Source organism: Sphingomonas sp. ASV193 (assembly GCF_040203355.1).
Classification (GTDB): Bacteria; Pseudomonadota; Alphaproteobacteria; order Sphingomonadales; family Sphingomonadaceae; genus Sphingomicrobium.
In genome coordinates this window covers 609,626-631,558 of record NZ_JBEHBW010000001.1, presented here as the reverse complement: position 1 = coordinate 631,558, position 21,933 = coordinate 609,626, and the positions used below count along the sequence as shown (strand labels likewise).

13 protein-coding genes are annotated in these 21,933 nt (G+C 67.8%); 11 read left to right on the top strand and 2 right to left on the bottom strand.

From position 1 onward, the window contains the following. Positions 1-35 precede the first annotated feature (35 nt). The gene (locus ABDK56_RS03185) at positions 36-3,170 is read right to left on the bottom strand and encodes a TonB-dependent receptor (protein ID WP_349806651.1); all 3,135 of its coding nucleotides are present in this window, start codon (positions 3,168-3,170) and stop codon (positions 36-38) included. Positions 3,171-3,462: 292 nt separating this feature from the next. Between ABDK56_RS03185 and ABDK56_RS03180 the strand changes: the two genes are divergently transcribed. Beyond that, positions 3,463-4,770 (top strand): sugar MFS transporter, encoded by a 1,308-nt coding sequence (locus ABDK56_RS03180; RefSeq protein ID WP_349806820.1) that lies wholly within the window; start codon positions 3,463-3,465, stop codon positions 4,768-4,770. Here the strand turns inward: ABDK56_RS03180 and ABDK56_RS03175 are convergent. After that, entirely contained in the window at positions 4,767-5,786 is a 1,020-nt protein-coding gene (locus tag ABDK56_RS03175) for a LacI family DNA-binding transcriptional regulator (RefSeq protein WP_349806650.1), read from the bottom strand. The two genes, ABDK56_RS03180 and ABDK56_RS03175, sit on opposite strands and share 4 nt — an antisense overlap. A 190-nt stretch (positions 5,787-5,976) precedes the next feature. Between ABDK56_RS03175 and ABDK56_RS03170 the strand changes: the two genes are divergently transcribed. From ABDK56_RS03170 to eda, 10 genes are all read left to right on the top strand, one after another. Continuing rightward, the gene (locus ABDK56_RS03170; protein WP_349806648.1) at positions 5,977-8,922 is read left to right on the top strand and encodes a TonB-dependent receptor; all 2,946 of its coding nucleotides are present in this window, start codon (positions 5,977-5,979) and stop codon (positions 8,920-8,922) included. 57 nt (positions 8,923-8,979) lie between these two features. After that, on the top strand, positions 8,980-10,494 hold the full coding sequence (locus ABDK56_RS03165; RefSeq protein ID WP_349806647.1) for a tryptophan halogenase family protein: 1,515 nt from the start codon (positions 8,980-8,982) through the stop codon (positions 10,492-10,494). A gap of 77 nt (positions 10,495-10,571) precedes the next feature. Then, entirely contained in the window at positions 10,572-12,398 is a 1,827-nt protein-coding gene (locus ABDK56_RS03160; RefSeq protein WP_349806819.1) for an alpha-amylase family glycosyl hydrolase, read from the top strand. Next, positions 12,395-14,017: an alpha-amylase family glycosyl hydrolase gene (locus ABDK56_RS03155; protein ID WP_349806645.1), complete on the top strand. Its 1,623-nt coding sequence runs from the start codon at positions 12,395-12,397 to the stop codon at positions 14,015-14,017. The genes ABDK56_RS03160 and ABDK56_RS03155 overlap by 4 nt, the downstream gene beginning before the upstream one ends. Next, positions 14,011-16,041: a glycoside hydrolase family 97 protein gene (locus tag ABDK56_RS03150; protein WP_349806643.1), complete on the top strand. Its 2,031-nt coding sequence runs from the start codon at positions 14,011-14,013 to the stop codon at positions 16,039-16,041. Before ABDK56_RS03155 ends, ABDK56_RS03150 begins: the two co-directional genes overlap by 7 nt. A gap of 10 nt (positions 16,042-16,051) precedes the next feature. After that, positions 16,052-17,551 (top strand): tryptophan halogenase family protein, encoded by a 1,500-nt coding sequence (locus tag ABDK56_RS03145; RefSeq protein WP_349806641.1) that lies wholly within the window; start codon positions 16,052-16,054, stop codon positions 17,549-17,551. Next, the gene (locus ABDK56_RS03140; protein WP_349806640.1) at positions 17,548-18,519 is read left to right on the top strand and encodes an alpha/beta hydrolase; all 972 of its coding nucleotides are present in this window, start codon (positions 17,548-17,550) and stop codon (positions 18,517-18,519) included. The genes ABDK56_RS03145 and ABDK56_RS03140 overlap by 4 nt, the downstream gene beginning before the upstream one ends. A gap of 11 nt (positions 18,520-18,530) precedes the next feature. Continuing rightward, positions 18,531-20,342 carry a phosphogluconate dehydratase gene (gene edd, locus ABDK56_RS03135; protein ID WP_349806639.1) on the top strand — a complete coding sequence of 604 codons (1,812 nt, stop codon included), beginning with the start codon at positions 18,531-18,533 and terminating at the stop codon, positions 20,340-20,342. Next, positions 20,339-21,325, top strand: coding sequence for a glucokinase (gene glk / locus ABDK56_RS03130; protein WP_349806638.1), 987 nt, complete (start codon positions 20,339-20,341; stop codon positions 21,323-21,325). Before edd ends, glk begins: the two co-directional genes overlap by 4 nt. Continuing rightward, positions 21,322-21,933, top strand: a complete 612-nt coding sequence (eda, locus tag ABDK56_RS03125) for a bifunctional 4-hydroxy-2-oxoglutarate aldolase/2-dehydro-3-deoxy-phosphogluconate aldolase (RefSeq protein WP_349806637.1) — start codon at positions 21,322-21,324, stop codon at positions 21,931-21,933. Before glk ends, eda begins: the two co-directional genes overlap by 4 nt.

Genomic DNA, 21,933 nt, shown 5'->3' with positions numbered 1-21,933 from the left:
CGCGCCGAGGCGAGAGGCCGGCCCTCATGCGAGGATCAGAAACGCGCCCCGGCCGACAATCGGATCGTGAACGGCGAGCCGACGATCGGCCCGGTCTTGTTGTAATGCGCCGATGTCGGGACGTTGTTGACATAATCAACCTGGATCGCGCCCGGGTCGTAGTTGTGGAAGTTGAAGATGTTGATCGCGTCGACCCGCGCATAGGCCGTCACCTTGTTGAGGAAGGTGAAGTTCTTGGTCAGCTGGAGATCGAGGTCCTTGTAGCCGATCAGCTGGTGCGGGCTGACGGCGACATAGGAATAGGTCCCGCCGCCGAAGCGGTTGTAGACCTGGCAGGCGTTATTGAAGTCGCCGCAGCCGAAGTAGGCCGACGCCGGCTGGGTCGTCGCCAGCGTCAGCTTGCCCGCCAGCTGCATGTCCCACGGAAGATCGTAGGTGCCGGTCATGACCAGGCGATGGCGCGGCACCGCGCTCGACCGCACCCACGGATAGTCGTTCGCGTAGGGGAAGTCGAACAGGTACATGTTGCCGCCCGACCCGTAGGCGTAGGCGTTGTTCTGCTTCGCCGCCGAGAAGGTGTACGACACCGTCGCGCTCCACCCCGACACCTTCGAATAGGGCTTCTGCGCGCCCACCCCGAGCTGCCAGTTGCGATCCTTGAACCCATTGTCCCACAGGATCAGCGAGCCGAAGCCGGGGACGCCCGACGCCGACCACTGGTTGCCGTTCTGGTAGAAGGAGCCGTCGGCGTAGCGATTGCCCCAGTGGCCGTAGATGCCGTCATAGCTGGCGATGTACGACAGCGCCGCCTGCGCATTCCACTCACCCAGCCGGGTGCGCGCGCCGATGCTGAACTGGTCGGAATAAGGCGTCCTGATGTTGTTGTTGATCAGGTCGACCTCGTGCGACGAGGCATCGGTCTGCAATTGCGCGAGACCTTCGGGCGTCAGATATTTCGGATCGAACGCATAGCAGTGGAACGCCGGGTTGACGTCGGCCGCGGTCCGGCACGGATGCCCGCCGAAGCCCGGCGAGTTGGCATAGGGGAAATAGACTTCGGGGTTCGAGTTCAGCGCGACCTTGGTCGTTTCGAGCGCCAGCGTGCTGAACAGGTTGCGATTGTAGGCGCGCGCGTAGCCGCCGAAGATCACCAGCGAATTGTCGCCATGGACATCGTAGGAGAAGCCGAGGCGCGGCGAGAAATTGTTGCGCGCCTTGCGGTGGCCGTTGCTGATGTAGTCGCCGATATTGATCCCCGGGATGTTCTGCGACCCCAGCGCCAGCGTCTGGCCGTAGGTCAGCCCGGTGCCGCCCGGATAAGGCGAGTTGATCGCGTTCACCACGTCCTGCGGCGTCACGTAATTGAGATAGGCCGGCACTTCCTCGCGGTCCCAGCGCAGGCCGAGGTTGAGCTGCAGTTTCGGCGTGACGTCCCAATTGTCCTGGACGTAGGCCGAATATTGCTTGTCGCGCGTGGTGACGCTGGTCGCATAGCCCTTCGCGACGTTCGGGAACTGCACGAAGTAGGGCGTCGGCGACAGGCCGCCGGCATCGGTGATGCCGTAGAAATAGGTCGCATAGCGCAGGTCGTCGCTCGCGTTCTGCGTGGTGAGCTTGATCGACCCGAACGACGCGCCGAGCTTGAGCGTGTGGTTGCCGGCAAGATTGATGTTCGAAAAGGTGACGTCGTCGTTGAAGGTCCAGCCCTTCTGCCGGTTGATCACCCCGGCGCCCGCGCCCGGACCGCCGACATTGATGATTGAATAGTTGCGCGTCGGATCCTGAGTCCCGCCGAGCGGATAGGGGAAATATTTATAGTCGAACTGCGGCGCCGGAGTCGTCGGGAGGACCGCCGAGTTGGCGTCCTGGTACGACACCCGGAAGACGTTGACCCAATTGTTCCCGTCGTGCTGCCAGCGACCGTCGCCGCGCTTGACGTTGTTCCTGAACGGGGCCCGCGTCGACGCGGCATTCTGCCCGTTGCCGCCGGTGATGTTCTTCTCGAGCCGGACGTTGCCGGTCACCTCGAAGCGATCGTTCGAGGTCGGCTCGACATCGATCTTGCCGAAGAACAGGTTCTCGCGGAACGGGTTCGTCACCGACCCGAACTGCTGCGCGCTCGTCGGAAGCTGCGCCTTGATCGAATCGGGGACGTTGGGATCGGCCGAGACGACGCTGTAGTTCGCCAGGTCCTTATGTTCCCAGGTGAAGAAGAAATGGGCCATGTTCGTGACGATCGGGCCACCGATCGCGAGGCCATATTCCTTGCTCGGCTCGCGCGCCTTGGCCGTCCCCGAGGCGATTTCGTCGGGACGCTTCGCGCGCAGGTGCTGGTCGGTATAGGTGCCGAACACCTCGCCGTGGAACTGGTTGGTGCCCGACTTGGTCTGGGCGATGACGATTGCGCTCGCCGCGTCGCCATATTCGGCGGTGTAGTTCGAGCTGACGACCTTATATTCGCTGATCGCGAGCTGCGGGAAGGGGTTGCCCGGATCGCCGTTGCCGTCCGAGCCGCCGCTGCCGGTGAAGCCCGAGCCGCTGCCGCCGGTGCCGCCGCCGCTTCCGACCAGGTCCTTCTGGCTGACGCCGTCGATGTAGAGGTTGCCCGCCGAATTGACCTGCGCACCGCCGCGAAGCGACGTCTTGTGGCTCGAATCGACCGAGAACTGCATGCCGGGCACGGTGTCCGCGAACTCGAGGAAGTTGCGGGTCGTCTGCGGCAGCGCGGCGATGTCGTGAAGCGACACGAACTGGTTGACCTGCGAGGTCTTGGTCTCGGCGGTAGGGCGGCGACCGGTGACGGTCGCGGTGACCGGGCCCGAAGCGGTCGCGACGCTTTCGAAGTCGACTTCGGAGACCGAGGCGACCGGCACCACGACGTCCTGCGACTTACCGCCCGCGACGACGCGGTAGTTGCCCGGCTGGAGCCCGGCGATGGTATACTGGCCGTCCGCGCCGGCCTTGGCCCGGCGGACCGAACCGGTCGAGATCTCGGTCGCGACGACCTCGGTCCCGGCCGCGACATGACCGCGCAGGGTCGAGGTGCCCGCCTGCGCGAACGCCGCGTCGGGGGCGACGACCGCAGCGGTCGCCACCGCGATCGCGGTCAGCGAGGGACCGAGTTGAGCCAGCCGCAAGGCGGCCCACCGCTTGCCGGAAAATGTCGTCACATGCCTCTCCCTCGTTTGTACCGGTTGTAACCGGTTACATTCGCAAGCAGGTGTCCCCGCTCAATCGCTTACAGAAGCACGGCTTCGCGCCGCCGAGTCAATTGTCGCGCGTCGCTAACGTGACGGATTCTGCGCGGCTGTGGCGCGCGCGCAACGCCGGGGCAAAGCGCGTAAAATTAGGCTGTCACGCCCGCTCTTGCCCCCGACCTGAAAGCGTTTACACCCTGCCGTCCACTTCACGGCAAGGCAATTGCCGGACCAGCAGGGCAAGGAGACGGTGATGGCGGTAGTGATGACGAGCGGGGAGGGCGAGGCCAACTCGACACCGCTCAACGAACAGGACGGGGGCATCGACGCGCCGCAGCTGCGCTATTTCGTGATGGCGCTGTTCTTCATCTTCGGCGGCATCACCAGCCTCAACGACGTCATCATCCCCAAGCTCAAGGAGCTGTTCACGCTCAGCTTCTTCCAGGCCAGCCTCGTCCAGTTCTGCTTCTTCATCGCCTACGCCATCGTCGGCATCCCCGGCTCGCGGCTGGTCAAGCGGATCGGCTACATGCGCGGCGCGGTGGCGGGTCTCGTCACCATGCTGGTCGGCTGCCTGCTGTTCATCCCGGCCAGCCAGTCGGCGGCCTTCCCGGTGTTCCTGTTCGCCTATTTCATCCTCGCCACCGGGGTGGTGCTGGTGCAGATCGTCGCCAACCCGCTGATCAGCCTGCTCGGCCCGGCGCGCACGACCTCGAGCCGCCTGACGTTCGCGCAGGCGTTCAATTCGCTCGGGACGACGATCTTTCCCTATGTCGGCTCGATCCTCATCCTCGGCGGGCTCGCCAGCGTCACGGCGAAGGACCTGTCGGGCGCGGCGCTCGACGCCTATCGCACCAACGAGACGCAGGCGATCGTCCACGGCTATCTCGGCCTCGCGGTCGCGCTTGCAGTCGTCGCCGGCGTGGTGTGGATGTTCCGCAACAAGCTCAAGGGCGAACAGCACGACCACAGCAGCCTCGCCGACGGCCTCGCGCTGCTCAAGCGGACCCGATTCGGCTGGGGCGCGGCGTGCATCTTCCTCTACGTCGGTGCCGAGGTCGCAATCGGCAGCTTCATCGTCAGCTACTTGAAGCAGCCGCAGGTGCTTAACCTCACCGACCTCGAGGCGGGCAAGCTGATCCCCCTCTACTGGGGCGGGGCGATGGTCGGCCGGTTCATCGGCTCGGGCCTGCTGCGCGTCGCCAGCCCGGGCAAGGTGCTGGCGTTCAACGCGATCGGCGCGATCCTGCTGATTCTCATCAGCGCCAACACAAGCGGCAACGTCGCCGCCTATTCGCTGCTCGCGATCGGGCTGATGAACTCGATCATGTTCCCGACGATCTTCAGCCTCGCGTGCGAGAAGCTGGGGCCGCGCGCGGCCGACGGGTCGGGGATCATCAATGTCGCCATCGCCGGCGGCGCGATCGTACCGGCGGTCTATGGCGCGCTCGCCGACAAGGTCGGGCTCGCCGCCGCGCTGGCGCTGCCGGCGATCTGCTACGCGATCATCGCCGCCTTCGGCATCTACGCCCGCCGCCCGGCGGAGGGGCCGGTGATGGAAGCGCGCGCCTAGGCCGAGCCGCGAACGACGAGGCGCACCGGGAGCAGCACGCTCTCGGGCGCCTTGCCCTCGATCGTCGCGACCAGCGTCTCGACCAGCCGCTCGCCCGCCGCGCGCGTGTCCTGCGCGATGGTGGTCAGCGGCGGCTCGGCGAGCCGCGCCGCGCCGAGGTCGTCGAAGCCGACGATCGCGACGTCGGCGGGAATGCGCTTGCCCGCTTCGTGGAGCGCGTGCATCGCGCCGAGCGCGACGAAGTCGCTGGTCGCGAAAATCCCGTCGAAGGAAAGCCCGCTGGCCAGAAGCGCCGCCGCCGCCGCGCGGCCCGCCGCCTCGGTCGGGGGCGCGTCGACCTGCAGCCGCGGGTCGTGCTCGACCCCCGCTTCGGCGAGCGCGCGCAGGAAGCCGGTCCAGCGTTCGAAGAATTCGGGCGCCGACCGGTCGACCGTTCCGAAAAAGGCGATCGACCGGCAGCCGCGCTCGACCAGGTGCCGCCCGGCGAGATAGCCGCCCTGCTCGTTGTCCGACCCGACCGTGGCCCCGATCTGCCCTTCCTTCGCCGCGCCCCAGCGAACGAAATGGGTGCGCTGCCCGACCAGCTGTTCGAGCCGCGGCAGCGCCTCGAGATAATTGCCGTAGCCGAGCAGCATGATCCCGTCGGCCTTGCGGCTGTCCTCATAATCGACGTGCCAGTCGCCCGACAGCTGCTGGAAGCTGATCAGCAGGTCGTAGCCGCGCGTCGCGCAGGCCCGGGTGATCGGGCCGACCATCGCCAGGTAGAAGGGATTGATCAGCGTGTCGTCGGGGGTCGGGTCTTCGAAGAACAGCAGCGCGATGGTCCGCGACTGGCGGCGGCGAAGCCCCGAGGCATTCTTGTCGACGGTGTAATTGAGCTGGCGCGCGGCGGCGAGCACGCGATTGCGCGTCTCCTCGCTGACCGCCGGATTGCCCGACAGCGCACGGCTGACGGTCGGCTGCGACACGCCCGCCAGCGCGGCGATATCGAACGACGTCGGGCGGCGGTTACTCATCGGCGCGAGATGACAATTCCGTTGCATCGCAGCCACGGTCGTGTGGCAACCGTCACGCTAGGCCGGTTGAATACGTATGTATAGCCGCCCGCTCGACTAGCCAGCCGTTCCGGGGGCGAGATAAGCCTGAGCGCAGACGGACCGTGCGCCAAAATGGAAATGCCCGGCCTCAATTGGAGGGGATCATCTGATGACGAATCATGCTCGTTCGCTGTTCGCGACGACGACCAGCCGCTGCGCGCTCGGCGTCGCGCTGCTCGCGCTCGGCGCGACCTCGGCGGTGGCGCAAAGCGCCGGAACGCCCGGCGATACCGGGGCGCAGGCCAATGCGCCGGCGACCGCCGCCGACACCACCGCGAAGGACGACAACACCGTCGTCGTCACCGGCTTCCGCGCCTCACTGCGCAGCGCGACCAACCGCAAGAAGAAGAACGAGACGGTCGTCGAGTCGGTCACCTCGGAAGATATCGGCAAGCTTCCCGACAACTCGATCGCGGAATCGATCGCGCGCCTCCCGGGTCTCGCCGCGCAGCGTAGCCAGGGTCGCGCCACCATCATCTCGATTCGCGGCTTCGGCCCCGACTTTTCGTCGACCACGCTGAACGGCCGCCAGCAGACCACCACCAACGACAGCCGCGCGGTCGAATTCGACCAGTATCCGTCGGAGATTCTCGCGGGCGTCGACATCTACAAGACCGCCGAAGCCGATCATACCGCCGGCGGCCTTGTGGGCAGCATCGACCTTCGCACGATCCGCCCGCTGGACTACGGCAAGCGCATCATCGCGGTTGGCGTGCGCGGCGTCTATGTCGATCAGAAGCTGCTGCCGCATTCGAAGGACAAGGGTTACCGCGTCTTCGGCACCTACGTCGACCAGTTCGCTGACGGCAATGTCGGCGTCGCGCTGTCGGCTGCCTATACCGACGATCCCTACCAGACGAAGGACTGGAACGCTTGGGGTTATACGAATGGTAACGACCGGCACGACGCAATCAATCCGACCGCTCAGGGTATGTATGGCGTCAAGTCGTGGTTCGAGGCCGATCGCCTGAAGCGTCTCGGTACGACCGCGACGCTGCAGGCCAAGGTCAGCGATACGGTGTCGATGACCTTCGATGGCCTCTACTCGCATTACACCGACAAGACCGACCAGAAGGGCTTTGAAATGCCCTTTGCTTATGGTCAGGGATACGAAAATTACGTCGCTTCCACGGCGCAGAACGGCATTGTCACCGCCGCGACCATTGTCGGCACGCCGCTTATTGAAAACTATGCGACCGACCGGAAGGCTGATCAGTATTCGCTTGGCTGGAATACGCTATGGGACGGGCACAACGGTTGGAAGGGGTTGATTGACCTCAGCTGGTCGCGGACCAATCGTCGTGAGCATAATATCGAGACGACGGCGGGCCTCGCCTACGGGCGCACCCTCACCGGTCCGACCGCGACGGTGGGCTATGTCCTGACCGATCATGGCCCCGAATACACCAGCGATTATAACGGCGCGAACCCGAACCTCGTCCTTACCGACGTCGAGGGCTGGTCGGGTCCAGGCCAGGTCCAAGCCGGCTACGACAAAGTCCGCAGCAGCAAGGACGACCTCAAGGAAGCGCGCGGCGAGATTGAGCGCGAACTCGGCGGTTTCATCTCGTCGATCAAGGTTGGCGTCGACTACACCGATCGGCACAAGACGCTCGGCCAGGTCGAAGGCTTCCTGACCCCGCCGTATCAGAATGTCTGCACGGGCACGCCACAGGTCTGCGTCCAGGTGCGGGGCACCTCGGCCGCTATCCCGTCGAGCATCCTTCAAGGAACCTTCACCCTCGATCGCGGCCTCGGTCCGATCCTGGCGTGGGATCCGCGTGCGGTCGAAAGTCAGGGTATTCTCGACTTCGTCGACAATACGCAGCCGAACAGTGGCTACGACGTTAGCGAAAAGGTCTGGGCGCCGTACGTGATGGCGCCGATCAAGAGCCGCGTCAGCGACGCCGTCGAGCTGACCGGCAACGTTGGCCTCCAGGCTGTCCACTCCGACGTCACGTCGCGTGGCAGCATCTATCTCACCCAGAAGGATAAGTACTGGATGTGGCTGCCCAGCCTCAACCTTAACTTCCGCTGGGACAATGGACTGGTCCTGCGCTTCGCTGCGTCGAAGGAATATATGCGTCCGCGGCTCACCGACCTGTCGAACAACATCGGCTTCGGTTATGACAAGACGCTGCAGATCTATAACGGGGGTGGCGGTAACCCGCACCTGCGGCCGTTCCAGGCGAAGGCACTCGACTTCAATATCGAGAAATACTTCGGCTCGAAGGGCTACATTGCGCTGCAGACCTTTTACAAGCATATCGATACATACATCGCTGACGGTGTGATCACGAACTTCGATTATTCGCCGTTCCCGCCGCCGCCGAACGACCCGGTGCCGACCACGCCGATCGGGCGCTTCGGGACCAAGGTGAATACGCACGGCGGTTATATGTACGGTGCCGAGCTTGCCGGGACCCTGCCGTTCGACGTCTTTTCCTCGTCGCTTGATGGTTTCGGCCTGACCGGCGGCGTCGGCTATACCAAGACCCGCATCCGTGACTTCTACGGCAACTTGTCGGTTATCCCGGGCTACTCGAAGTGGGTCGCCAACCTGACCGCCTTCTACGAGAAGAACGGTCTGAGCGCGCGTGCCAGCATGCGCTATCGGTCGGGCTTCCAGGGCGATTTCGCGCTATTCAGCGGTGGTCTCGATCGCCAGCAGGTTCTCCCCGAGACCATCTACGACGCCCAGATCGGCTATGATTTCCAGCCGGGCTCGGCGCTCAACGGCCTCTCGGTCTATCTCCAGGCGCAGAACCTCACCAACGAACGGCAGGCGACCCTCGCCCGGGTCAACGGACAGGTCGTCGACAACGCATGGCTGAAGTACCAGACCTATGGCCGGCGGTTCCTGATCGGCGCGACCTACAAGTTCCAGGCCGCGCCTCCGCCTCCGCCGCCGCCGCCGCCGCCCCCGCCGCCGCCGCCGCCCCCGGCGACGCAGACCTGCCCCGACGGCACGGTGATCGACGCGACGGCGACCTGTCCGCCGCCCCCGCCGCCGCCGCCGCCTCCGCCCCCGCCGCCGGCCGGCGAGCGCGGCTAACCGCACAGGGAAGGGCCGGCCGGCGTCTTCGGCCGGCCCTTTCCAGGCGTTCGGACCATGGAGCCGGGCTCGCCCCTAGACATCGTGATTGCCGGTGGCGGAACGGCCGGGTGGATGGCCGCCGCGGTCCTCGCCCGCTTCATCGGCAATCGCGCCTCGATCACGCTGGTCGAATCCGAGGAGATCGGGATCGTCGGCGTGGGCGAGGCGACGATCCCGCAGATCCATAACCTGCTGATCGGCCTCGGCATCGACCAGGCCGACTTCCTCCGCCGCACCCACGCCAGCTTCAAGCTCGGGATCGAGTTCGTCGACTGGCTGCGGCGCGGCCAGTCCTACGTCCACAGTTTCGGCACCGTCGGGCGCGGGGTCGGGCTGATCCCGTTCCGTCAGCTCTGGCTCAAGGGCCGCGCGCTCGGCACCGCCGGCGATTACGGCGACTATAGCTACAACGTCGCCGCCGCCCGGCTCGGCCGGATGGGGCGCGAGGACGGCGGCAAGGGCGGCACCCCCAACCTCGCCTACGCCTATCATTTCGACGCCTCGCTGTTCGCGCCGATGCTGCGCGACTATGCCGAGGGCCTTGGCGCGAAGCGCGTCGAAGGCCGCATTTCTTCGGTCGAGTGCTCGGACGAGGGCGACATCGCCGCGCTCCGCCTCGACGGCGATCGCCGCGTCGCGGGCAATTTCTTCATCGACTGCACCGGCTTTCGAAGCCTGTTGCTCGGCGATGCGCTCGGCGTGCCGTTCGTCGACTGGACGAAGTGGCTGCCGTGCGACAGCGCGTTCGCCGTGCCCTGCGCCTCGAATCCGGTGTTCCGGCCCTTCACCCAGTCGATCGCGCGCGACGCGGGCTGGCAGTGGCGGATCCCGCTCCAGACCCGCACCGGCAACGGACACGTCTTTTGTTCGGGCTTCATCGGCGAGGACGCGGCGCGCGAGGCGCTGCTCGCCAACCTCGACGGCGAGGCGCAGGCCGAGCCGCGGCTGATCCGCTTCACCACCGGGCACCGCGCCGAATATTGGTCGCGCAACTGCGTCGCGCTCGGGCTCGCCGCGGGGTTCATGGAGCCGCTCGAATCGACCTCGATCCACCTCGTCCAGTCGGGGCTCGACCGGCTGCTCAAGCTGCTCGGCGGCGATCTCGCCAACCTCGACACTGCGCGCGCGACCTTCAACCGCCTGTCGACCATCGAGTGGGAGCGGGTGCGCGATTTCCTCGTCCTCCACTATGTCGCCAACCGGCGCGAGGGCGAGCCCTTCTGGGACCATTGCCGTGCGATCGACCTGCCGCCGACGCTGGCCGAAAAGATCGCGCTGTTCGAGGAAGCGGGCCTGTTCATCCGCGAGGAGGACGAGCTGTTCCTCGACGACAGCTGGGGGCAGGTGATGATCGGGCAGGGGATCATGCCCCGCGGCTGGTCGCCGCTCGCCGACAATGTCCCCGCCGACGACGTCGGACCCTACCTCGCCAGCCTCGCCAACGCCTATCGCACCAAGGCCGCGACCCTCCCGACCCATCGCCAGTTCGTCGAGGCGATGACCGGCAAAACCATGGAGCATGTCCATTGACCCAGTCGAAGTCGCCCGCGCGCAGCCTGTCCCGTTTTCTCGTCGGCGCCGCGCTCGCCGCCGCGATCGGCGTCTCGCTGGTCGCCAATGCGAAGGCCGCCGCCCCGGCACGCCCCGCAAGACCGAGTGCCGCCCCCTCGCTCGCCCCTTCCTCGCTCGCAACCGTCCGCGCGCGGCTGCCCGAGGACGAGGTGATTTATTTCCTGCTGCCCGACCGGTTCGACAATGCCGACCCCGCCAACGACCGTGGCGGCTACGGCCCCGACCGGCTCGCCAGCGGTTACGACCCGACCGCCAAGGGCTTCTACCACGGCGGCGACCTCAAGGGCGTAATCCGCCGGCTCGACTATATCCAGGGGCTTGGCGCGACCGCGATCTGGCTGACCCCGATCTTCGTCAACAAGCCGGTGCAGGGCCCCAGGGGTGACGAGAGCGCGGGTTACCACGGTTACTGGATCACCGACTTCACCCATGTCGACCCGCACCTCGGCACCGACGCCGATTTCAAGGCGCTGGTCGACGCGGCGCACGCGCGCGGGATGAAGGTCTACATGGACGTGATCGGCAACCACACCGCCGACGTCATCCAATATGCCGAATGCCAGCATGGCGAACGCTGCGACTATCGCAGCCGCGCCGACTATCCTTACCAGCGGCGCGGCGGCATCGGCGGCAAGCCGATCAACCCGGGCTTCGCAGGCGACCAGGTCATGACCGCGAGCAATTTCGCGAAGCTGACCGACCCCGATTACGCCTACACCGTGTTCGTCCCGCCGGCGGAGGCGCACGTCAAGAAGCCCGAGTGGCTTAACGATCCGATCTACTACCACAACCGCGGCAACAGCGCGTTCAAGGGCGAAAGCTCGACGATGGGCGACTTCTCGGGCCTCGACGACCTCGCCACCGAAAACCCGCGCGTCGTGCGCGGCATGATCGACATCTACGGCGCGTGGATCGACCGCTTCGGGATCGACGGGTTCCGGGTCGATACCGAACAGCACGTCAATCCCGAATTCTGGGCGCAATGGGCCCCGGCGATGGTCGCCCGCGCCAGGGCGCGCGGGATCCCCCACTTCACCATCTTCGGCGAGAATGCGACCGACCAGATGGACCCGGGCAAGACCGCGACCCGCAACAAGCTCGACAAGATGCCGAGCATCCTCGACTTCCCGTTCGGGGTCGCGGTGATCGACACCGTCGGCCGCGGCGCCCCGGCGAGCGAACTGGCGCGGCTGTTCTCGATGGACGCGCTCTACCAGGACGGCGAAGCGACCGCGCGCACCAACCCGACCTTCCTCGGCAACCACGACGCGGGCCGCTTCTCGATGTTCGTGACCCAGGGCTTGCCCAAGGCCGACGCCGACGAGCGGCTGGCGCGGGTCGAGCTCGGCTACGCGATGCTGCTGACGCTGCGCGGGGTGCCGACCATCTATTATGGCGACGAGCAGGGATTCGTCTCGGCTGGCGGCGACCAGGCCGCGCGCGAGGACATGTTCGGCTCCAGGACCAAGCTCTACAACGACGAGAAGCTGCTCGGCACCACCGCTACCACGGCGACCGCGCGGTTCGATCCCAACCACCCGCTCTACCGGCTGATCGGCGAACTCGCGCGGATCCGCGTCGCGACCCCCGCGCTCCGCCGCGGGCGGCAGGTCACCCGCTACGCCGAACAGGACAAGCCCGGGCTGTTCGCGGTGTCGCGGTTCGATCCGACCGACGGGCACGAGGTGCTGATGCTGTTCAACACCTCGACCGCGCCCATCACCGCCAATGTCGAGGTCGAGGTCGCCAGCCGCGCCTTCCGCCCGCTCGCCGGCCAGTGCGCGCCGACCGCGCAGGCCCCGGGCAGCGTGCGCGTCGCGCTCGCCCCGCTCGGCTTCGCGGTGTGCGAGGCGGCCAAGTGAACGAAGCGCTGTCGATCGAACGGACTGTGACCGACGCGGCGGCGAGCCCGTGGTGGAAGGGCGCGGTGATCTACCAGATCTACCCGCGCAGCTTCGCCGACTCGAACGGCGATGGGGTCGGCGATCTTCGCGGTATCATCGCCCATCTCGACCATGTCGCCGAGCTTGGCTGCGACGCGATCTGGATCTCGCCCTTCTTCACCTCGCCGATGGCCGACTTCGGCTACGACGTTGCCGACTATCGCGGGGTCGACCCGATCTTCGGCACGCTCGACGACTTCGACGCGCTGGTCGACCGCGCCCATGCGCTCGGGCTGCGCGTGCTGATCGACCAGGTTTATTCGCACAGCAGCGACCAGCATCCCTGGTTCGCCGAAAGCCGCATCTCGCGCGACAACCCGCGCGCCGACTGGTACGTCTGGGCCGACCCCAAGCCCGACGGCTCGCCGCCGAACAACTGGCAGTCGGTGTTCGGCGGCCCGTCGTGGACGTGGGACGCGCGCCGCGAGCAATATTACCACCACAGCTTCCTGAAAGAGCAGCCGCAACTCAACCTGCACAACCCGGCGGTCCAGCAGGCGGTGCTCGACGTCGCGCGCTTCTGGCTCGATCGCGGGGTCGACGGGTTTCGGATCGACGCGCTCAACTTCGCGATGCACGATCCCGCGCTGACCGATAACCCGCCGGTCGCCAACCCGGCCAAGCGGACCCGCCCGTTCGACCTTCAGCACCATGTCCACAACCAGAGTCACCCCGACCTCGCGACCTTCGCCCAGCGGCTCCGCGCGCTGACCGACGAATATGCGGCGGTGTTCACGGTCGCCGAGGTCGGCGGCGAGCAGGCGGCGGCCGAGATGAAGGCCTACACCGCGGGCGACGTCCGGCTGAACAGCGCCTACGGCTTCGACTTCCTCTACGCCGACGCGCTCACCCCCGACGTCGTTCGCCAGGCGATCCGCGACTGGCCGGGCGCGGACGGCGAGGGCTGGCCGAGCTGGGCGCTGTCGAACCACGACGCGCCGCGCTTCGCCTCGCGCTGGTGGGGCGAGGAGCATCGCGATGCCTTCGTCCGCGTCGCGCTGCTTCTGCTGATGGCGATGCGCGGGTCGGCGATCCTCTATCAGGGCGAGGAGCTCGGCCTGCCGCAGGCGCGGGTGCCGTTCGACCGGCTGAGGGATCCCGAGGCGATCGCCAACTGGCCGCAGACGCTCGGCCGCGACGGCGCGCGCACCCCGATGCCGTGGACCGACGATCCCGACGGCGGCTTCGGCAGCGGCAACCCGTGGCTGCCGATCGACCCGGTCCACCTCGACTATAACGTCGCCGGGCAGCGCGCCGACCCCGGCTCGATCCTCCACTGGTGCCGCCGCGCGGTCGCGCTCCGCCACACGCACGAAGCGCTTCGCGGCGGCGCGATCCGCCTGCTCGACGAGACCAGCGACGCGCTGGTCGCGTTCGAACGCGTCGCCGACGGCGAGCGGCTGGTGTGCGTGTTCAACCTGTCGGACCGCGAGGTGCCGTATCCGGCGCCGGGCGGCTCGGCGCTGCTCGCGTGCGGCGGGGCCAATCCCGTGGCCTCGACCTTGCCTCCAGCTTCGGGATATGTGGTGTCATGCTGAAACGACTCTTCCTCGCCTCCGCGCTGCTGCTCGCCAGCCCCGCGCTCGCCGACGCCGCCTCGAGTGCGACCGTCGCCTCGCCCGACGGCTCGATCAAGGTCAGCTTCGCGGTGCAGGGGGAGGGGGTCCCGACCTACCGGGTCGATCGCGGCGGCCGCCCGGTGGTCGCCGACAGCCAGCTTGGCTTCCTGTTCACCGACCAGCCGATGTTCCGCCGCAATTTCGAGCTGGTCGGCGCGCACCCGGGAAGCCACGACGAGACCTGGACCACGCCGTGGGGCGAGGACCGCAGCATCCGCGACCACTACAACTCGCTGGTCGTCGATTTCCGCGAAAAGAACGGGCTTCACCGCAGCTACTCGGTCGAGGTCCGCGCGTTCGATAACGGCATCGGCTTCCGTTACCGGCTCCCGGCGCGCGACGGCGGCAAGCCGTGGAAGATCGCCGAGGAGCTGACCCAGTTCGCGATCGCGCAGGACGGCAAGGCGTGGTGGGCGCCCGCGTTCGAATGGAACCGCGAGGAATATCTCTACCAGCAGACCCCGATCAGCGGCATCGGCACCGGCCAGACCCCGCTGACGATGGTGCTCAACGACGGCACCCACGTTTCGATTCACGAGGCGGCGCTGGTCGACTATTCGGGGATGAACCTCGCGCGTTCGATGGGCACCCAGCTCAAGGCGGTGCTGACCCCCTCGTCGACCGGCCCGAAGGTGGTCCGCACCGGCCCCTTCACCACCCCGTGGCGGACCATCCTGATCACCCCCGACGCCCCCTCGCTCTACGCCGCGCGCAACGTCATGCTCAACCTCAACGAGCCCAACAGGCTCGGCGACGTCAGCTGGGTCAAACCCCGCAAATATGTCGGCATCTGGTGGGCGATGCACCTCGACAAGGCGACGTGGAACAGCGGGCCCAAGCACGGCGCGACCACCGCCAATGCGCTGAAGATGATCGACTTCGCTGCCGCCAACCATATCCCCGGCGTGCTGATCGAAGGCTGGAACCAGGGCTGGGACGGCGACTGGTTCGGCACCGGCTGGGACTTCAGCTTCACCAAGCCCTATCCCGACTTCGATTTCCCGAAGATCGCCGCCTACGCCAAGGCCAAGGGCGTCCACATCATCGGCCACCACGAGACCGCGGGCAACATCGGCAATTACGAGGCGCAGCTGGGCGCCGGGCTCGACTATTATCGCGGGCTCGGGGTCGACGCGGTCAAGACCGGCTATGTCGCCGACGCGGGCGGGATCCAGGCGCGCGAGGGCGACGGCCAGGTCCATTTCGAATGGCACGAAGGCCAGGTGATGGTGAACCACGACCTCAAGGTCGTCACCGAGGCGGCAAAGCGCCACATCGCGGTCGACAGCCACGAGCCGGTCAAAGACACCGGGCTTCGCCGCACCTACCCCAACTGGGTCAGCCGCGAAGGCGAGCGGGGGATGGAGTACAACGCCTGGGGCGTTCCCAAGAACCCGCCCGGCTGGGAAAGCCAGATGTTCTACGGGCGCATGCTCGGCGGCCCGTTCGACTTCACCCCCGGCATCGTCAGCCTCAAGGGCAAGGACGACACCGACATCCTCTCGACGCTCGCCAAGCAGCTCGCGCTCTACGTCGTCATCTATTCGCCGATCGCGATGGCCGCCGACCTGCCCGAGAATTATGAAAAGGAACCCGCCGCCTTCGACTTCATCAAGACGGTGCCGACCGACTGGGATGAAACCCGCGTCCTGTCGGGCGAGGTCGGCCTGTGGGTCGTCGTCGCGCGCAAGGAGCGGAACGCCCCCAACTGGTACGTCGGCGCGGTCACCAACGAGGCGGCGCGCGACGTCACCGTCCCGCTCGACTTCCTGCCCGCGGGCAAGTCCTTCACCGCCACCGTCTACCGCGACGGGCCGAGCGCCGCGTTCGGCGCGAAGGGGCACGACATGGCGGTCGACCGGCGCACCGTGACCCGCGCCGACCGCCTGCCGATTCACCTCGCCCCCGGCGGCGGCTTCGCCATCCGGCTCGCCGCGCGCTGAGGCGCGTTGCGTGACCATTCCGAAGCGCATCGTCATCCTCGGCGGCGGCACCGCGGGCTGGATGGCGGCGTGCCTGATGCAGCAGCGCTGGGGCCCGCGCGGCACCGCGGTGACGCTGATCGAATCGAGCGACATCGGGATCATCGGGGTGGGGGAGGGCTCGACCCCGCAGCTCAAGCATTTCTTCGACCGGCTCGGGCTTGCCGAGACCGAGTGGATGCCGCGCTGCAACGCCACCTACAAGGTCGGCATCGGCTTCGAAGGCTGGTCGCACGCGCCCGGACACGAGCGCTACTTCCATCCCTTCACCAGCGATTTCGATCCGCACACGCTCGGCGACTTCTTTGCCAACGCCTATGCCCGGCGCAACGGCTTCGACGTCCCCGCACACCCCGACAGGTTCCTCGTCCCGGGCCGGCTCGCCGCCGACCGGCGCGGCCCCTTCGCCGACGAGGCGTTCCCGTTCGAGGTGTCGTATGGCTATCATTTCGACGCGGTGCTGCTCGGGCGCTATCTGCGCGAGGTCGCCACCGCGCGCGGAGTCACCCACGTCGACACGCGGATCGCGAGCGTCGATCTCGGCCCCGACGGCGACGTCGCCGCGCTGGTCGCCGACGACGGCACCCGTTTCGAGGCCGATCTGTTCGTCGACGCCAGCGGGTTTCGTGCGCTGGTCGTCGAGCAGGCGCTCGGCGAGCCGCACATCGGCTTCGGCGAAAACCTGTTCAACGACCGCGCGGTGGTCGCGCCGAGCCCGCTCCCGCCCGAAGGACCGGGCAGCGCGACCCGCGCCACTGCGCTGTCGGCGGGCTGGGCGTGGCACATCCCGCTCACCCACCGCGTCGGCAACGGCTATGTCTATTCCTCGCGCTTCATCGCCGACGAGGAGGCCGCCGCCGAGCTTCGCGCGCACGCCGGGCTCGCCCCCGACGCCGAGGTCCGCCACCTCACGATGCGCGTCGGCCGGCTCGAGCGGAGCTGGGTGCGCAACGCGCTCGCGATCGGCCTGTCGCAGGGCTTCGTCGAACCGCTCGAGGCGACCGCGCTGCACATCGTCCTCGCCACGGTCGAGGGCTTCATCGTCGCCGCCGAGAGCCCCGATGAACCGGCGGCGCGCGACGCGTTCAACGCCGCGATCGCCCGCCGATACGACGGCATCCGCGACTATATCGTCGCCCATTACCGCGCGGCGAAGCGCGCCGACACCGACTATTGGCGCGCGGTCACCGCCAACGACACGCTGTCGGACGAGCTGAAGGCGATGTTCACCGCCTGGTTCACCGGCGCCGACATCGCCGAGACGGTCGCGGCGCTCGGCATCGGCGGCTATTATTCGCCGATGAGCTGGCACTGCCTGTTCGGCGGCTACGGCAATTATCCGGGCCGGCTGCAGCCCCCGCCCGCGACCATGCCCCGCGCCGACATGGCGCGGATCGACCGCTTCGGCCGCGCCTGCGCCGGCCACTTCGCCCCGCACCGCGAGGCGCTCGCCCGACTGGAGTGTGCATGAAGCTGTTCGCCCTGCTAATCGCCGCGTTGCTCGCCGCCGCCGCGCCCGCCGCCGCCGACCCGACGCGCGACGTCCCGGTGCCGGGCAGCGGCCAGATCGTCGACCTCGGCGTGCTCACCCCGCGCACCGCGCTGCCGCGCCGCGTCGTCGTCTGGCTGCCGAGCGGCTACGATCCCAAGGGGCCTCCCTACGCGGTGCTCTACATGCACGACGGGCAGAACCTGTTCGACGACAAGACCGCCGGCTACGGCCACGAATGGATGGTCGACGAGACGCTCGACCGGCTGATCCGCGAGAAAAAGGTCCGCCCGACGATCGTCGTGGGCATCTGGAATACTCCCAAGCGGCTGCAGGACTATGTCCCCGCAAAGGCATTCGCCCGGCTCCCCAGGGCCTATATGGACCGGGTGCGCGGCCTCTACGGCGGCGACCCGCTGTCCGACGGCTATCTGAAGTTCATCGTCGACGAGCTTCGCCCCGCGATCGCCCGGCGCTTTAACGTCGCGACCGACCGCGACGACACGTTCGTCATGGGCTCGTCGATGGGCGGGCTGATCTCGCTCTACGCGATCGACGAATATCCGGCGGTGTTCGGCGGCGCGGGGATGCTTTCGACCCATTGGCCCTTGTTCCTTCCGCAGCACGAGGGCGACAAGCTGACCGAGGGCGAGTTCAAGGCGGTGTCGGGCGCGTTCACCGCCTATCTCGCGACCGGGCTCGCCGACCCGCGCCGCCACCGGCTCTATTTCGACCATGGCACCGAGACGCTCGACGCCGAATATGCCCGCTACCAGCAGCTCGTCGACCGGTCGGTCGCCGCGAAGGGCTATATCCAGGGCGATAACTGGCTGACGGTCGATTATCCGGGCGAGGCGCACAACGAGCAGAGCTGGGCGTCGCGGCTCGAAATCCCGCTTCGTTTCCTGCTTCGTCCGAAAGGGGTTCAACCGCTCGGGCTTAAACCCTAAGGCGGCGCTACATGACCAAGCTCGATTCCCGCATCGCCGCGATCACCGACCGGATCATCGAACGCTCGAAGCCGTCGCGCCGCCGCTATCTCGACCTGATGCGCGACCAGGCCGAGGTCGGCATGACCCGCCCGCGGCTGTCGTGCGGCAATTTCGCGCACGGCTTCGCCGCCGCGGGCGAGGACAAGGACGCGATCCGCCATTTGCGCGGCCCGAACCTCGGCATCGTCACCTCGTTCAACGACATGCTCTCGGCGCACCAGCCGTACGAGCGCTACCCCGCGCAGATGAAGCTGTTCGCGCGCGAGGTCGGCGCCACCGCGCAGGTCGCGGGCGGGGTCCCGGCGATGTGCGACGGGGTGACCCAGGGCCAGCCGGGGATGGACCTGTCGCTGTTCAGCCGCGACGTCATCGCGCTGTCGACCGCGATCAGCCTCTCGCACGGCATGTTCGACGGCATCGCGATGCTCGGCATCTGCGATAAGATCGTCCCCGGGCTGCTGATCGGCGCGCTCCGCTTCGGCCATCTTCCGGCGTTGCTGGTCCCCGGCGGCCCGATGCCCTCGGGCCTCGCCAACAAGGAAAAGCAGCGCGTCCGCCAGGCGTTCGCGAAGGGCGAGGCGACCAAGGCCGAGCTGCTCGAGGCCGAGGCGGCGAGCTACCATGGCGCGGGCACCTGCACCTTTTACGGCACCGCCAATTCGAACCAGATGATGATGGAGCTGATGGGACTCCACGTCCCCGGCGCCGCCTTCGCGCTGCCCGGCACCGGGCTTCGCCAGCAGCTGACTCGCGCCGCGGTCCACCGCCTCGCCGCGCTCGCCGTCGACAAGCGCCGCCCGCTGGCCGAGGCGGTCGACGAGCGCGCGATCGTCAATGCCGCCGTCGGCCTGCTCGCGACCGGCGGCTCGACCAATCACGCGATCCACATTCCCGCGATCGCCCGCGCCGCCGGAATTCGCATCGACTGGACCGACATCGACGAACTCAGCGCCGCCGTCCCGCTGATCGCACGGGTCTATCCCAACGGGGTCGGCGACGTGAACGACTTCCACGCCGCGGGCGGCATGGCGTTCGTGACCGATACGCTGCTCGAGGCGGGGCTGCTCCACGGCGATCTCGCCGCTCCCGGCGCCGACGATTTCGCCGCCTTCGCCACCAACCCCCGCCTCGACGGCGATGCGCTGGTGTGGGACGAGACCAAGGCGTCGAAGGACCTCGCGCTGCTTCGCCACGCGCACGACCCTTTCCTTCCCGACGGCGGAATGAAGCTGGTGTCGGGCAACCTTGGCCGCGCGATCTTCAAGCTCAGCGCGGTGGCGAAGGAACGCTGGACGATCGAGGCCCCCGCCGCGGTGTTCGAGGATCAGGACTCGGTGGTCACCGCGTTCAAGGAAGGCCGGCTCGACCGCGACGTCGTCGTCGTGGTCCGCTTCCAGGGCCCGCGCGCCAACGGCATGCCCGAGCTACACAAGCTCACCCCGCCCTTGGGCGTGCTCCAGGACAAGGGCTTCAACGTCGCGCTGGTCACCGACGGGCGGATGAGCGGGGCGAGCGGCAAGGTCCCCGCCGCGATACACTGCTGCCCCGAGGCGCTCAACGACGGCCCGCTGGCGCACGTCGTCGACGGCGACATCGTCCGCCTGTGCGGCCATTCGGGCGAGCTCGACGTCAAGGCCGACCTCGCGACCCGCCCGCGCGCCGCCGTGCCGCCGCCCGCGCTCGGCACCGGGCGCGAGCTGTTCGGCTTCATGCGCGCCACCGCCGACGATGCCGAACATGGCGGCTCGGCCATGCTTCACGCGATGGAGTCCGCGCTATGACCAGTACCACCGGAAGCCAACGCGTCGCCGTCGCCGACATCGGCGGCACCCATGCCCGCTTCGCGCTCGCCACGGTCGAAGGCGGCAAGGTGGTCGAACTCGGTGAGCCGGTCACCCTCAAGACGGCCGATCACGCCAGCCTGCAGACCGCGTGGCAGGAATTCGGCCGCACGATCGGCGAGCCGCTCCCCGATGCCGCCGGGATCGCGTTTGCCGGCCCGGTCGAGGGCGAGGTGCTCAAGCTCACCAACAACCCGTGGGTCATCCGCAAGGCGTTGATGAAGGACCGGCTGGGCGTCGAACGCTTCGTCATCGTCAACGATTTCGCCGCCGTCGCGCACGCCGTTGCGCAGCTCGATTACGACCAGTTCGAACATCTGTGCGGGCCCGACCAGCCGTTCACCACCGACGGGGTGCTGACCGTGCTCGGCCCCGGCACCGGGCTCGGGGTTGGGCAGGTGCTTCGCGAGAAGGGCAGCTACCACGTCATCCCGACCGAGGGCGGCCATGTCGATTTCGCGCCCCTCGACAGCCTCGAGGATCAGATCCTCGATTTCCTCCGCCGCTCGTTCCGCCGCGTGTCGATCGAGCGGGTCGCGTGCGGCCCCGGGCTCGCCAACCTCTACAACGCGATCGCCGCGATCGAGGACCAGCCGGTGCGCCAGGTCGACGACCGCACCATCTGGGACGCCGCGCTGGCCGGTGCCGACCCGCTCGCGGTCGCCGCGCTCGACCGCTTCTTCCTGATCCTCGGCGCGGTCGCGGGCGACCTCGCGCTGGTCCACGGCGCCAACGGCGTGGTCGTCGCGGGCGGGCTCGGCTACCGGCTGCGCGAGCGCTTCCGCCTGTCGGGCTTCGCCGACCGCTTCGCCGCCAAGGGCCGGTTCGAACGCCGGATGGAAGCGATCCCGGTCAAGCTCATCACCCACCCGCAGGCGGGGCTCTACGGCGCCGCCGCCGCCTTCGCGCAGGAGCATGCATGACGATCGAACGCGTGATGACCGCCGCCCCGGTGATCCCGGTGCTGGTGCTCGACGGAAGCCTCGACCCGGTCGCGCTCGCCGAGACGCTGGTCGAGGCGGGGCTGCCGGTGCTCGAGATCACGCTGCGCACCCCGCAAGCGCTCGAGGCGATCCGCGCCATGGCCAAGGTGCCGGGCACGATCGTCGGCGCGGGCACCGTGCTTAACGAGCGCCAGCTTGGGCAAGCGATCGACGCGGGCAGCGCGTTCATCGTCTCTCCCGGCCTGACCGAGCCGCTCGGCCGCGCCGCGATCGCCAGCGGCGTGCCGTTCCTTCCCGGCATCGCCAATTCGGGCGACATCATGCGCGGGCTCGACATGGGGCTCGACCGGTTCAAATTCTTCCCCGCCGAGGCCAATGGCGGGCTCAAGGCACTCGCCGCGCTCGCCGGCCCGTTCGGCGCGATCCGCTTCTGCCCGACGGGCGGCATCACCGAGGACAGCGCGCCCGGCTGGCTCGCGCACAACAGCGTGACCTGCGTCGGCGGAAGCTGGATCGTGAAGGCGGGCGACACCGACCTCGCCGAAGTCGCCGAACGCGCCCGCCGCGCCGCCGCGCTCCGGGGTTGA